This is a genomic window from Lysinibacillus sp. HST-98, assembly GCF_016757845.1.
Lineage (GTDB): Bacteria > Bacillota > Bacilli > Bacillales_A > Planococcaceae > Lysinibacillus > Lysinibacillus capsici.
Genome location: NZ_JAENHX010000001.1, coordinates 1 through 13,772 on the forward strand (window position 1 = coordinate 1; position 13,772 = coordinate 13,772).

At 34.4% G+C, this 13,772-nt stretch carries 12 protein-coding genes and 1 pseudogene; 6 read left to right on the top strand and 7 right to left on the bottom strand.

All coding sequences use genetic code 11. The annotated features are described in order from the left end of the window. Nucleotides 1-1,226 precede the first annotated feature (1,226 nt). Nucleotides 1,227-2,828 (bottom strand): DUF4179 domain-containing protein, encoded by a 1,602-nt coding sequence (locus tag JIN86_RS00005; RefSeq protein ID WP_237497116.1) that lies wholly within the window; start codon nucleotides 2,826-2,828, stop codon nucleotides 1,227-1,229. Between the two features lies 1 nt (nucleotide 2,829). Then, nucleotides 2,830-3,366, bottom strand: a complete 537-nt coding sequence (locus tag JIN86_RS00010) for an RNA polymerase sigma factor (RefSeq protein WP_004230443.1) — start codon at nucleotides 3,364-3,366, stop codon at nucleotides 2,830-2,832. A 365-nt stretch (nucleotides 3,367-3,731) separates the two neighbouring features. Here JIN86_RS00010 and JIN86_RS00015 point away from each other — a divergent pair, with 365 nt between their 5' ends. Then, nucleotides 3,732-4,199 carry a GNAT family N-acetyltransferase gene (locus JIN86_RS00015; protein WP_202340945.1) on the top strand — a complete coding sequence of 156 codons (468 nt, stop codon included), beginning with the start codon at nucleotides 3,732-3,734 and terminating at the stop codon, nucleotides 4,197-4,199. Nucleotides 4,200-4,491: 292 nt separating this feature from the next. Here the strand turns inward: JIN86_RS00015 and catA are convergent, their stop codons facing one another. From catA to JIN86_RS00040, 5 genes and pseudogenes are all read right to left on the bottom strand, one after another. Beyond that, nucleotides 4,492-5,142, bottom strand: coding sequence for a type A chloramphenicol O-acetyltransferase (catA, locus tag JIN86_RS00020; protein ID WP_202340946.1), 651 nt, complete (start codon nucleotides 5,140-5,142; stop codon nucleotides 4,492-4,494). Nucleotides 5,143-5,596: 454 nt separating this feature from the next. After that, nucleotides 5,597-6,139 carry a pyridoxamine 5'-phosphate oxidase family protein gene (locus JIN86_RS00025; protein ID WP_004227952.1) on the bottom strand — a complete coding sequence of 181 codons (543 nt, stop codon included), beginning with the start codon at nucleotides 6,137-6,139 and terminating at the stop codon, nucleotides 5,597-5,599. 353 nt (nucleotides 6,140-6,492) lie between these two features. After that, nucleotides 6,493-7,491, bottom strand: coding sequence for an NADP-dependent oxidoreductase (locus JIN86_RS00030; RefSeq protein ID WP_202340947.1), 999 nt, complete (start codon nucleotides 7,489-7,491; stop codon nucleotides 6,493-6,495). 31 nt (nucleotides 7,492-7,522) lie between these two features. Continuing rightward, nucleotides 7,523-7,842: pseudogene (locus JIN86_RS00035) on the bottom strand (ArsR/SmtB family transcription factor). Between the two features lie 205 nt (nucleotides 7,843-8,047). Beyond that, on the bottom strand, nucleotides 8,048-8,644 hold the full coding sequence (locus tag JIN86_RS00040; protein ID WP_004227948.1) for an SCO family protein: 597 nt from the start codon (nucleotides 8,642-8,644) through the stop codon (nucleotides 8,048-8,050). Nucleotides 8,645-9,229: 585 nt separating this feature from the next. Here JIN86_RS00040 and JIN86_RS00045 point away from each other — a divergent pair. From JIN86_RS00045 to JIN86_RS00065, 5 genes are all read left to right on the top strand, one after another. Then, complete coding sequence (locus JIN86_RS00045) at nucleotides 9,230-9,565, top strand: DUF485 domain-containing protein (RefSeq protein WP_004227946.1); 336 nt, start codon at nucleotides 9,230-9,232, stop codon at nucleotides 9,563-9,565. Continuing rightward, on the top strand, nucleotides 9,566-11,119 hold the full coding sequence (locus tag JIN86_RS00050; protein WP_004227944.1) for a solute symporter family protein: 1,554 nt from the start codon (nucleotides 9,566-9,568) through the stop codon (nucleotides 11,117-11,119). A gap of 481 nt (nucleotides 11,120-11,600) precedes the next feature. After that, nucleotides 11,601-11,939, top strand: coding sequence for a DUF485 domain-containing protein (locus JIN86_RS00055; RefSeq protein ID WP_004227943.1), 339 nt, complete (start codon nucleotides 11,601-11,603; stop codon nucleotides 11,937-11,939). Between the two features lie 8 nt (nucleotides 11,940-11,947). After that, on the top strand, nucleotides 11,948-13,492 hold the full coding sequence (locus JIN86_RS00060; protein WP_202341395.1) for a solute symporter family protein: 1,545 nt from the start codon (nucleotides 11,948-11,950) through the stop codon (nucleotides 13,490-13,492). A 97-nt stretch (nucleotides 13,493-13,589) separates the two neighbouring features. Then, the gene (locus JIN86_RS00065; protein ID WP_004227938.1) at nucleotides 13,590-13,766 is read left to right on the top strand and encodes a hypothetical protein; all 177 of its coding nucleotides are present in this window, start codon (nucleotides 13,590-13,592) and stop codon (nucleotides 13,764-13,766) included. Nucleotides 13,767-13,772: the final 6 nt, after the last annotated feature.

Below are 13,772 nucleotides of genomic sequence, written 5' to 3' on the forward strand. Positions count from 1 at the left end.
CTTGAAAACTATAAATAACAAATCTATGAATGAATTGACATATATTATAGGGGTAAATATATATTAAGAATTAGTTAAAAATAATTGAGTTGCGTATGCAGCTCTTTTTTTCTTATTGAACTAACCAGGTGCTTTAGTTCAAAAACGATCTTCAACAATCGGGCACTTTTCTGAAATTAGGAAAGCGTCTTTCTTCATGAAAAGGGCCAGATTGTTGAATAACAATTAAGGTCACCAAAGGACGCTTTGGGAGCTTTTTTGTTAATGGTATAATATATTTAAAATTCCTTTATTAGGGTTGTTTGTGCAAGAACTATACTGTCAATAGATTGTCTTGGAGGAGAAGTGATTTTAAATGAATAGACGAAAATTGTATTGGGTATTACTTGTTCCTAGTGTTCTTATATATATTGTAACTTTAATTTTATTGCCTGAAAGTAAAAAGAATTATTCTGTATTTATAATTCTCTTATTTTGGATTGTTTATTATGGTGTTATTAAAATAAATGACTTGAAAAACAAACGAAGAAAATTATAGGGCATTTAATTGAAAAACCGATCTTCAACAATCGGGCGCAATTCTTTAATTAAGAATGCGTCTTTTTTCATGAAAAGGCCATATAGTTTGTAACATACTTTTGTCCCTATAGAAACATCCTCATTGATTATTCAATACCTTTTTATAACGAAAGGTGTTTTTATTTGTCTCGTTTTTAGTTAATCCTAGCTGAATATTGATTACAACAAATGCACCTATTCTGATGGTTTGTTGAACAGTCAAATTAAAGAGAAAAATTCCTCAATTAGATGCAGATATGATATATTGTATTTAGCGGTCGTGGAAAGCTTTTTGAGGCAAAGCTTACGATACATAAACACAAGCAGAGCAAACAAAAATCGTTCGTTTAGATGCGTTAAGCGTTGAAAAGCAATAATCTTTTCGAAAACAACAACCAAAGAAATAGTAAAGCGTATTTTGAATTAATCAAAACACGCTTTTTTTATACTCAAATGAATTATTCTTTTATTATCATGTGCCTTCAAGTAGCGTTACCTTTAGATGACTTACAGTTAAAACACCAAGCAGTTGTGTACTGTCGCTACGAAAAGACTTACATAAAATATTTGTCACTGCCGTTTCACTTACGTTACATAAAACATTTGTAACTGCCGTTTCACTTACGTTACATAAAATATTTGCTGAAAGAAGTTATACTGCAAACGATTTACTGTAAAACAATAGTTTTCGCTCGATCCTCATTGACAGTATAAAGGAAGAAGTTTAATGTAATATCTTTTTCTTTTATATTTTTAAATGTTTCTACTTGTTTGTGTGTTCTTAACACTCCGTCATTAGAACGAGTTTCAGCAAAGATTCTTTTGCCATTCTCATAAATAACATTTTGTGTGATACCTCCAAATTGCTCGTTCTTACTTTCTGATTCAACAATTAAATCATTACCTTTCGTATAGTAGGTAATATCAATTGGATACCCGTTTAATTCTGCATTTAGAGTCTTTGGAACTTCAGAAATATTTCTTAGCTCTACTTTGTCTTGCTTTCCAGCTTCATAAGAAATCTTCGCATCATTTAAAGTAAGAGAAATTTCTTTATTCGTAATATCCTTTATCAGCCCCAGTGTTTCAAAAGAAATATAATCTTTAAAATTATTTCCCGATAATTCCTGTTCGCCAATTCGTAATTTAAACTGACGATAGTTGAAATGAGCTATATTAGAATTAGAATCTATATATTTTTCATCAAAATAAAGCTTTACTTCACTCGGTGTAATAACAAGCTCGTTAAATTGAAGTTGCTGAGAGCCTATCTCAATTGTTTCGTCTATATCCATAACAAATGTAGATTTTTTAGCAAGATCCTGATTGTATTGGAAATCCAGGCTCCACGTATCTGGTTTATAACTTACTGTATCAGTATAACTTAAAAATACCCCTAATTTTTCTACCACTTCTTTTTGAATTTCTAGTGAATCACTACTTTTAATGACATTTGGTTTTGGACGTTTATGAGTAACGCCAAAACTCGCAATGTTTTCACCTTGAATTTTATAAGATAAATATGCGTTTTCTATGTTATTGGACTCCTCCAGATCGATAAGATAATCCAATGTATATTGCCCGTTTTGATATCCATTTGAAGTGAATTCTATATGTGATATTCCATCTTGATTAATAGTAATTTTTTCAGGGAACGCGTTCGATTGAACCACATCTTTTAACTCTACACTTTTCAACTGTGTCTCCTTTACACCTCCAAGTTGAAGTGTGACATTGCTGTTGTGCGGGATTCCCTCATCTGTATGTAGAATCCCTACTAATTGATCCGTTTCCTGATTATATACTGCGTTAGCCTCCAACTTTATTTCTTTTCCGTCATTTATTTTGAGTGATGCTTGTTCGAAATCTGCTGCATCGATTGGATAATCATGATCTATATCTAAGCTAAAGTTAATAGTAGTACCATTTTGATCTGAAATTACATTATGGATATTTAATACGCCAGCTTCGTTTTCTACAGTTTTATTGACTTCCTGTCCAAAGCCATTTTCTAAAGAAGTAATAATGCCTGTTCTATTCATATTTCGCATCCAGTCCAAGATTTCTGTTGTATATTTAGCAAATACAGGTGTGGCTGATAAAACAATTGTGAACATAATGGCGGTTAATATAACTTGTGGTTTATAGCTATGTTTTTTAGTTTTATAATTTTGATTTTGTTGTTTACGGATGATTTTACTCCACATTTCATTCTCATTAGGATAATCTACTTGATCGTACTTCACTTTTTCTTTCATTAAATCGTCCATATTATTCACGATGATCCCTCCATTCAAATAACAAATTTTCATCTACTTGGATAAACTCTTTCGTTAATTTTTTACCTTTAAAAAGCCTCGATTTAACCGTTCCCTCAGGGATTTTTAGAATTTCAGCGATTTCTCTATCTTTACAATCATGCACATATTTCAATATCATTACCTTCCGTATACGAACAGGCAATTTGTTCATTAAGTCGACTAACTCACTTTTATTTTCATTGAGCTGTATTGTACGCTCAATATTTTGGGATTTGTCAACTCGCATCAATGATAGGAATTCAAAATTTTCTTTTAATAGCAGTCTTTTCATTTTCTTTAAATAATTTCGAGACATATTCATAGAAATACTAAGTAGCCAAGATTTTTGATTTTGTATAGATTGGAAATCTTCACTCAAAGCTTTTGCAAATACATCCTGACAAAGGTCCTCTGCATCGTATTTATTTTGAAGCATGTAATAGCAAGCTCTGAAGACGTCCTTATAATATGTTTGAAACAAGACCCTTTCATCGCTAATTTGTTCCACATTCCCACCTCCTTTTCCGTTTTCTACACAAGTAACAATTTAGCATTATAAATAGTTCATTTTTTCAAATGGATCATCTGCCTTCGAAATTGATGGAGAAAGCACCTTATCTATTCAAAAACACTTACTTTAATTATAAATCTTCTTTACCTAACGGCGTGCTTACTTTAACAAGCAATCGGGCGCGATTCTGTAATAAGAATCAGTGCTCGTTATCATTAAAGGGCCAGATTGTGGAGTAATACTACACAAATAAATTAGTATGAATGTTAAAATATAGATATATTTGTAGAAAGTTCGCATAAATTTACTGAACAGTTCAGTGTATCAATTTTTTTACAAGTCATTCAAAATAGGAGATTAAAATGGATATTGTCTTAAAGAAAATGTCAGAAAAAGAATTTACAATTTATTTAGAAGATAAGGTAGAGAGATATAGCAAAGTTCAATCAGAAAATGTCCATGAGGTAAGTAGCGAAGATCCGCTTTCAAAAGCACGTAAACAGTTATATAATCTACTTCCTCAAGGAATAGCAACCTCTAATCATCATTTATATAATATATATGAAGATGATTCGTTAATTGGATTTGTTTGGATAAAGGTTGAAAAGGAAAAGAAAAGTGCATTTCTTTATGAGATTTTTATTTTTGAAGAATACAGAGGTAAAGGTTTCGGGACTAGAGTGATGAAAAATGTTGAGGAGTGGTTAGAACGGGAAGGAATTTATTACTTCAAACTTCATGTTTTTGGAAGTAATGAAGGGGCTAGGAAACTATATGAGGAACTCGGATTTGAAATAGCGGGAATAAATATGCTCAAAACTATCAACTGACATTTAGTAATTTGTTATATGGAAGTAACGAGGGCTTTAGTTGAATCACAACCTTCTACAATCCGGCGCAATTCTTATAAAAGGATTTGTGTCTTTTTAATTAACATCTTTAAAAGTGGTTTTGCATACTTGAAAGAAATTGTTCAGTAACTTGAGTGGACATAGGAGGAAAGCATATAGACAATAATCTGATACAAGGAATACAAAATAAGGCACATATACTACCTTGTTTTAGGTGCAGGTTAGTAAAAAACACCAACTAAAAGAAATTAGTCAGTGTTTCGTGTTTAATTTATACAAGAAACTCTAGTTTATTTTCTACAAGAGTCTGAAATCTATCCATAAATAGTGCTGCATGGTAACCATCGCAGACAGAATGATGAACCTGCAAGGATAAAGGTAAATAAATATTACTAGTTTTATTGATAAACCTACCTGCAGTGATTATCGGCAAACAATAATTTGGGCTATTATTCACGATTAAGTTAAAACCAGTAAAAGAAGTCCATGGAATCATAGAAATATTGACGACATTTTCAGGGATCGGTGTTTTAGGAAAAAGCTTTCCTTTACCATTGAACTTCTCAGTATCGGAAATATAGTTCTCATAAAACTTTTTAAAACCTTCATCTGTATTTGTATAAATGGCTGAAAATAACTCTGATTGCTTATCAAAGATAGTATACATTGGGACTACCTTATCCCAGTATCCAAACTCTCCAGCAGAATTAAAGTTCATTCTAAAATGTTTATTTGAATTTGCTACATGAGTAATTAAAAAGATGAATACAGGATAGAATTTATATCCCTTATCTTTTGTAATTTTATAAAGTTCGGTAATATCAATAGTTCTGGTGATGCTAAAGCTCGTTTGTTGATTTAAAAAATGATTGAAAATTTCTTTTCGTTCCCAATTATTAATATCAATTTTATTGAATCTCATCTTATAAAGCCTCCTAAAATTTAAAATCTAGATAATTTTAGGAAGCTAATTGGACTGCTTTTTTCATAAGATCATTCCTTTTATTTTATATAAGTCAATCTTAACATATAATTACGGTTTCGATTATTAATTTAGATTTGCATAGCGAGCTTACTGCTAATCCAAAAACTACTGAACAATACGAGGACATCATGCAATAGCTTATTCTTCAATAATAGGGCGCAATTGAGGAACAACATAGCTGAAAAATGATCAAACTTTTTTATAAAAATCTCATACTTATCTAAAGAGAGTAACTCCATTTTGATCAATTTTTCAAAATGGAGGTTTTGATGTTGCTATTAGATAAGGATTAAGGGCTATTGGTTAATCCATCTTTATTCCAAAGCTACATATCTGACTAGAGTTAGTGGTGCTTGCAGTGATTTGATGTACTAATTTCTGAAAACCAATACTATGTATGTGGGATTTTCTCAATATTGAACATCTCCCCTAAGGCAATTGGATTTTCTTTCGCGGTAATATGTTGAGGATCAATACGGTAAACTTGAACAGGCCCTCCGAAAACGGCTGATCGATATTTGTCCACGTGTTGCTGGGATAAGGGGCGATTATAGTAACCAGGTACATATTTATTTATCATTTCTTGCAACATGTGTGTCGCTTCATCCAAATCGAAAATTGGCTGAGCCTTGCCAAAAACCATGACACTCATATAAGCCGTGTCCGTCTTTGCAGGTACTGGATTTGTAATGGTTCCATATTCATCACAAACCGTAAAGCAAACCTCTGGATTCTCTTCCATCACTTGATTTCGTCTCCCGCCAGTGGCTCCATGGAAATAAAGCACTCCATTTGTCCACACAAAATTAAGGGGGACAACATATGGCAGATGACCATCAACCATACCCAAATGCCCAATGCGAGCTTGCTGCAAAAATGCATCAATTTTGTTCTTGTCCAACACTTCTCTTACTTTATAACGTACCTTATCCATTGTTATCACTCCTACTTGTAGTATGATGTGATTTTATCAACCTTTGGATTGAATAAAAACGTCCATAACAACAGCAATTAAGCAATCCATTTTCCACTTAAACAAAGACAAAACCACCGTTCGAACAAATAATGCTCAAACGATGGTGCTATTTTTTAGGAGATAGGTAATTATAAGCTTATTGGCTGACTAACTTTGCTATATTTGCCTTCAAAGAACGCAAGTGGTGAACCATCGCTCATCTCACTATTGGACTACATCTATCCTACAAAAGCAGAAGCCTCTTATTTTATTTGAGGTTTGTGGTTATTACGTACTTTTCACTTAAACTTTGCTAAAATACAACATAAAGGCTATTTCATTTTTACGATGATCTTCCCTTTTGCTCTACCTGACTCCGCATATTCCATCGCCTTTTGAGCATCTTCAAATGAAAAAGTTCTATCAATGACTTGTTTGATTTTACCAGATTCAATTAAATCGGCGATTATGCGTAATTGCTCGCCACTAGGTTTCATAAATAAGAAGGAATATTGAGCATGATATTTCTTTTCAAGTGAGGTCAGTTTATGACTGGCTGCTGAAAATAATAATGTTTTGAAAAATCCTGAACCATATTCTTTGGCGAAACGAGCATTCGGCCTGCCTGATACGGAGACAATTTTTCCACCATCCTTGATAATCTCGAAAGATTTTTCTAAGGTCTTTCCTCCAAGCGTATCAAAGACTGCATCATAATTTTTCAGTATAGCTTCAAAGTTTTCTTTCTTATAATTAATCACTTTATCTGCACCCAAAGATGTAACTAAGTTTGCACCAGCTTCGCTAGCCGTTGTTGCCACTGAGGCGCCCATTACTTTTGCTAGTTGTATAGCAAAGGTACCTACACCACCAGAGCCAGCATGAATTAAAATCTTTTGACCTTTTTGTAATTGCATGATGTCATGTAAAGCTTGGTATGACGTTAAGCCAACCAGTGGGATTGATGCAGCTTCCTCAAAGCTCAAATTTTTAGGCTTTAGGGCTATGTCATCTTCATGAATCGAGATATATTCCGCAAAAGTACCAATTTTACTCTTCCTTGGACGTGCATAAATTGCATCTCCTACTTTAAAGCGCGTCACTTTTTCGCCAACCTTTACGACGACTCCTGAAAAATCATTTCCAAGGATCAGTGGCATTTTATAGTGGATTAACAGCTTTACTTTCCCATCACGGATTTTAAAATCAATCGGATTAATACTTGCTGCATGGATTTCAGCAAGTACCTCATATTCATTTATTTCAGGTGTAGGCACTTCTGCCATGTGCATTGGGGCTTTGCCATATTGATCGATCACCATTGCTTTCATCGTTCATTCCTCCAGATAACCTACTATATTGTCAATAAAATTCCGTTAACAACGTCTCAATATCCAAAACAAGATCTTTTAACGAACCTAGTTTTGTCCGTATATCTATATAGTAAAAGTTTTTTGTACCTTCTTTGCGCATTAAAATAACACCAGCATCTCGCAAAATCTTAAGATGATGTGACACAGCTGGCGAGATAAATGCGTTTGTTCTGTGATTTCACCTACACGCAATCCCGTTTGACAATCTGTGCTCATTAATACCATTAGAATGGCTTGTCTGGTTTCATCACCAATTGCTAATAGTACCTTTTGAGAATTTATAAAGTCTTCCTTAATCAAGTTAAGCAGGTCTTGTTAATTCATTTAAATCCCTCCTCTTACTAATCAGTTGAATAGTTTAAGTTAATGAACCATTGCTGCATAAAACGAGACAATATTGCCATATTCGGTGCAATATTGGGAAAGTAAATCGAGACGAATGATTTTTTAAAGGCGTACATCTTACTTTCCCCTCTTTCCATAAAAAAACACAAAAGTCACATGGACTTCTGTGTTATTTGCTCTCCTTAATAAGAGCTTTCATATCTCCAACAATTGTTTCAACTGGTACGTTTGTCGCGCCATCATAGTCTTTTACAACTGTGCCGTCTGCGTTTACTAAATAATAGCTCGACATATGTATGACTTGGTCTGAGTTAGGATCGTTTTTAACTAATGAATTAAATGATTTACGTGCAAATTGTTCAATGAATTTTTGTTGATAGCCCGTTAGTAGCTGCCATTTGCTTTCATCTACAACATTATACGTATTTAAGTAATTTGTTAAAACATCAGGCTTATCCACTTCTGGATCCACGCTAAATGCCACAATTTGATAATCTTCAAGGCCTTCATCCTGTAGTGCTTGTTGAACTTCTGTCATATTAAATGTCATGGGTGGACAGATTGTCGTACAGTTTGTAAAAATAAACATGGCTAACCAAGGCTTACCTTTAAGATCATCTAGGGTCACTTGTTCATTTTTTTGATTCGTTACTGTGAAATCTTGAACCTCGAGATTTAATGTTGGTTCAAACTTGTAACTACCGCAAGCAGCTAGAATGCTACTAAATGCTAGAACTAAAACTAGCAATATACTTTTCTTTGTCATTAGTGGTGCCCACTTCCCTTCATTTCATCACCTTATTTTATTCATTATAGAAGCTAAACACAAGATAATGGACTTACACCCAGATGGCTATTTGTATAACATGTGAACATTAACTGATTCTGGAATTCCGCCTCACTAATTCTTCCAAATAACACATCCTTTTTAAAAATTTTTTCATAGCTTTTTTTTATCATTTTCGTTATTTCCCAAAATCTCAGATAATTGTTATATAACAAATTATTTCTACTTAACAAGCTACCCTGGAATTTAATAGCGGAATAATAAAATACAGAAAATTCTCTTTTATGTTTGTATTTTCTCCTACATTCATTTTTATCAACAACAAACTATTTTAACAATATTATTTCATCAGAAAACCACACACTCTTTTAAACGGAATTTTTCTAATAAATCCTTATTATTTCTATGTTATTTCCTCAAAATAGAAGTGACTAAAAATTATAAAAAATCAAAATTTAGTATTGCATTATAGGAATCTCCCCCATAAAATAAGTGAATATAACGACGAACGAAAAAGAAATATGTCGTTTAAAACAGAAATATATAACTTTAGGGGGAATAATAATGGCGAATGTTTCAAGCAAAAAACAGGCCCAATCAATTGATTATCATGCAATTGAAGCAATGGAATCGTTTAATAGCTTTGTAAAAAAGAAAAATACCTTTCTTTTCTCAATTACAGCAGTGTTTTTAATTCTTTATATCCTGCTTCCGATTCTTGCTTTCCAGCCTGTACTACAACAAAAATTCTTCGGAAATATTACGGGTGTATGGGTTTATTCTGCAGGGTTATTTATCATGACCATTGTGCTTTGTACAGTATATGTAAAAAAAGCTGCTTCATTCGATAAAGCTGCAGCTGCTGTTCTTGCAGAGTATCAGGCGAAAGGTGGAAAATAAATGAACATCGTATCCATAGGTTTCTTTTTAGCTATTGTTGGCTTAACACTTGTTGTTACCTATATTGCAGCAAAGCGTACATCTTCTGCGGCTGATTTTTACACTGCGGGCGGTGGTTTAAAGGGGTGGCAAAACGGCTTTGCGATTGCTGGTGACTATTTATCTGCAGCAGCCTTTCTTGGGGTATCTGGTGCAATTGCCTTAACTGGCTTTGATGGTTTCTTCTTCTCTGTGGGCTATGTAGTAGCGAATTTAGTACTGCTTTATGTCATTGCTGAGCCAATGCGAAACTTAGGCCGCTACACGTTAGCAGATATGTTAACGGCTCGTTTCAATGAAAAACGAATTCGTGGTGTGGCAGCGTCTGGTACCATTATTATCGTAATTCTTTATATGATTGCACAGCTAGTAGGTGCTGGTGCATTGATTAAGCTATTATTCGGTATTGAGTATTGGATTGCCGTATTAATTGTCGGTGTTATGATGACAACTTATGTATTGTTTGGTGGTATGACAGCGACTTCTTGGGTGCAAATCATTAAAGCAAGTCTATTATTATTCGGGACAGGTCTATTAGCGGTTTTAGTGCTAATGAAATTTGACTTCTCTCTTATGAAGATGTTCGACACAATTGCAGTAGATCATGGCGAAAAGTTCCTTGTACCTGGAATTAAGTATACAAGCACAATCGACTCGGTTTCGATGATGATGGCTTTAGTTTTAGGAACATCTGGTTTACCACATATTTTAATGCGTTTCTTTACAGTAAAGGATGCAAAGACAGCACGTGCCTCTATTTCTTGGACAACTTGGATTACAGCTATTTTCTTTTCATTAACAATTTTCTTAGGGTTCGGTGCATTAAACTTTGTAGGTTTAGATCAAATTCTTGCTGAAAGTAAGGCTGGTAATACAGCTGCTCCGCTTCTTGCGCATTACTTAGGTGGAGATGTATTGATGGCATTTATCGGAGCAGTGGCATTTGCGACTATTTTAGCTGTTGTTTCTGGTTTAGTACTAACAGGAGCTTCTGCCATTTCTCACGATATTTATGGAGAAATCATTAAGGGTGGTAAATTAACAGAGAAGCAACAGGTAGTAGCAGCTCGTACAGGCTCTATCTCGATTGCGATCGTGTCTATTATTCTCGCTCTGTTTGCACAAAACTTAAACGTTTCATTCCTAGTGTCATTCGCCTTTTGTATCGGTGCATCAGCAAACCTACCTGTGATCCTTTATACAATCTATTGGAAGAAATTTAATTCTACAGGTGCTGTAACTGCGATGGTAACGGGGCTAGTATCATGTTTAATTTTAGGAGCAATGGGACCGAATGTGTGGAGCCCTGTTGAAGGTGCAGCAATCTTTGTTGGACAACCACTTGTGCCACTTGCTGTTCCAGCGATTATTACAATTCCATTAGGCTTTATTGCTGGATACCTAGGTACTGTCCTTTCATCTAACAAAGTACCACAGGAAGAAGCAGAACGTATTTATAAAGAAATTCGTGTGAAAGCAAATACAGGTGTGTCTGTCTCTGATATTTCACATTAATATTTATACACCTCCTGCATAATGAATCCTAATTCAAAAAATGCAAAAAAATAGGCAAAAAATTCGATTTTTGGTCGAGTTTTTCGCCTTTTTTGTTATTCAATATCTACCAATTTATTTATCGAACAATATTATTTTACTTCCAAAAAACAGAAAAAATCCAATTTTCACTAGGTAAATAGTGTTTATTTTTAATTGAAAAAACAAGATTTTTTTGTAAATTTACCCTTCGTTTTTTGTCAAGAATCTAGATTTCTCTTCACTTCATTTATTTATCTGAATTTTCTAAAACCCTTTATATTCTTGGCTTAGCGCCATTTTTTCTCACTTAGGAGTATTTTCTGAAAAATTTTTTTTACATAATTTTTCTGAAATGTATTGCAATTTTGTGAACTGTTTCATAAAATGAAAATGTGAATTCACTAAACTAGCAAAATCAAGTCTTGAGGTAGAAAAAATATACACAAAATGGGGAATGTTAATGGCGAACAATCAAGCAAAAAAAGGTATCGTGATTGACTATGATTCAATTGCAAATCAGGAATCATTTAAGTCTCTTGTACGAAGAAAGAACTCTTTTCTTTGGTCTATAACTGCCATATTTTTATCGGCATACATGTTGTTACCAATTCTGACATCGTACACGACCATTCTACACCAAAAGGCATTTGGGGAAATTACTTGGGTGTGGATTTATGCAGCAGGTCTCTTCATCATGACATGGGGGTTATGTCATTTATATGTAGCAAAGGCAAACAGTTTCGATAGAGAAGCAAAAGCGATTATCGCTGAATACGAGAACGGAGGTGGCCGCCGATGAGTAACGGAATGAGTTTTACAGCCATATTCTTCTTCGTAGGCATTGTTGGTTTAACATTAGTTATTACATGGTGGGCATCTAAACGTACATCTTCAGCAAGTGATTTCTACACTGCTGGTGGTGGCTTAACAGGCTGGCAAAATGGACTAGCTATCGCTGGTGACTATTTATCAGCAGCATCCTTCTTGGGTATCGCTGGTGCTGTAGCATTATTTGGATTTGATGGATTCTTCTTCTCTATTGGTTATTTAGTAGCTTACTTAGTGGTATTATATATCGTTGCTGAGCCATTACGTAACCTTGGGAAATTTACATTAGCTGACATGATTACAGCGCGTTTTGATAACGCCAAAGTTCGTGGAACAGCTGCTTTAAGCACTATTACAATTGTTTTATTCTACATGATTGCACAACTAGTTGGTGCAGGAGCACTTATTCAATTACTTTTAGGGATCGACTATTGGATCGCCGTATTAATCGTAGGGTTCATGATGACAACTTACGTACTATTCGGTGGTATGACTGCAACATCTTGGGTACAAATTATTAAAGCTTGTCTTTTAATGTTGGGTACAGTTATTATTTCGTTCTTAGTATTAAAAGAGTTCGGCTTCAGTATCTCTACAATGTTTAAAGAAATGACAACGGTTACTGACAGTGGTGCTGCTTATTTAAACCCAGGTCTTAAATATACAAATGGACTTGATACAATTTCTATGTTAATTGCGTTAGTATTAGGTACTGCGGGTCTTCCACATATCTTAATGCGTTTCTTCACAGTAAAAGACGCGAAAACAGCTCGTTCATCTGTTATTTGGGCTACTTGGATCGTAGGTATCTTCTACGTTCTAACAATTTTCTTAGGCTTCGGTGCAGCAGCATTCGTTGGGAAAGAAGATATTATCGCAGCAAACGCTGCTGGTAACATGGCTGCCCCACTTCTTGCAGAAGCACTTGGTGGCGACATTCTATTCTCATTCGTTTGTGCAGTAGCATTCGCAACAATTTTAGCGGTAGTAGCAGGTCTTGTACTATCTGGTGCATCTGCCCTATCTCATGATATTTATGGACAAATTATCAAAAAGGGTAAAATTACAGAAAAAGAGCAAGTTCTTGCAGCTCGTATCGGTTCGATTACAATCGCTGTTATTTCTATCCTATTAGCACTTGGTGCACAAACATTAAACGTGGCATTCTTAGTATCTTTAGCATTCTGTATTGCAGGTTCTGCTAACCTTCCAGTTATTATTTACACAATTTATTGGAAACGCTTCAATACAGCAGGTGCTGTTACTGCGATGTTAACAGGTTTAATCTCTGCGTTAGTATTAGTTGCTATGTCTCCAAACGTTTGGAATCCAGTTGAAGGTAAGGCAATTTTCGTTGGTGATCCATTAATTATGTTAACGAACCCAGCCATAATCTCTGTACCACTTGGTTTCCTTGGTGGTTTCATCGGCACATTACTTTCTAAAGAAACAGATGATGCGAAGTATCGTGAAGTTGACGTTAAAGCAAACACAGGTATTTCTGTACAGGACGTATCTCACTAATACACTCGACAGCCTCGTAAGTATCTTGCTTACGAGGTTTTACTTTTTCTCCCCTATTCGCTACTATAGAATTAAAAATGAATTGGAGGCGATGCTCATGTCACAATCTAAAGCTAAAAAGAAGCGGATGCACATTAAACGCACCGTTGGTAAAGATGTTGAAAAAAATCGACAATCTATCTCTTTTAGTACACATGAACGTCTAACGAAAACAAAAAACGAAAAATTAGAGCATGATTATACGAAATATAAAAAGCAGTATAAGGACGAATAACTCGTA

Bases quoted from the DNA above. Each gene is read 5' to 3' on its own strand.
- JIN86_RS00005 (WP_237497116.1), bottom strand. From the start codon at position 2,828: ATGGACGATTTAATGAAAGAAAAAGTGAAGTACGATCAAGTAGATTAT.
- JIN86_RS00015 (WP_202340945.1), top strand. From the start codon at position 3,732: ATGGATATTGTCTTAAAGAAAATGTCAGAAAAAGAATTTACAATTTAT.
- catA (WP_202340946.1), bottom strand. From the start codon at position 5,142: ATGAGATTCAATAAAATTGATATTAATAATTGGGAACGAAAAGAAATT.
- JIN86_RS00025 (WP_004227952.1), bottom strand. From the start codon at position 6,139: ATGGATAAGGTACGTTATAAAGTAAGAGAAGTGTTGGACAAGAACAAA.
- JIN86_RS00030 (WP_202340947.1), bottom strand. From the start codon at position 7,491: ATGAAAGCAATGGTGATCGATCAATATGGCAAAGCCCCAATGCACATG.
- JIN86_RS00040 (WP_004227948.1), bottom strand. From the start codon at position 8,644: ATGACAAAGAAAAGTATATTGCTAGTTTTAGTTCTAGCATTTAGTAGC.
- JIN86_RS00045 (WP_004227946.1), top strand. From the start codon at position 9,230: ATGGCGAATGTTTCAAGCAAAAAACAGGCCCAATCAATTGATTATCAT.
- JIN86_RS00050 (WP_004227944.1), top strand. From the start codon at position 9,566: ATGAACATCGTATCCATAGGTTTCTTTTTAGCTATTGTTGGCTTAACA.
- JIN86_RS00055 (WP_004227943.1), top strand. From the start codon at position 11,601: ATGGCGAACAATCAAGCAAAAAAAGGTATCGTGATTGACTATGATTCA.
- JIN86_RS00060 (WP_202341395.1), top strand. From the start codon at position 11,948: ATGAGTTTTACAGCCATATTCTTCTTCGTAGGCATTGTTGGTTTAACA.
- JIN86_RS00065 (WP_004227938.1), top strand. From the start codon at position 13,590: ATGTCACAATCTAAAGCTAAAAAGAAGCGGATGCACATTAAACGCACC.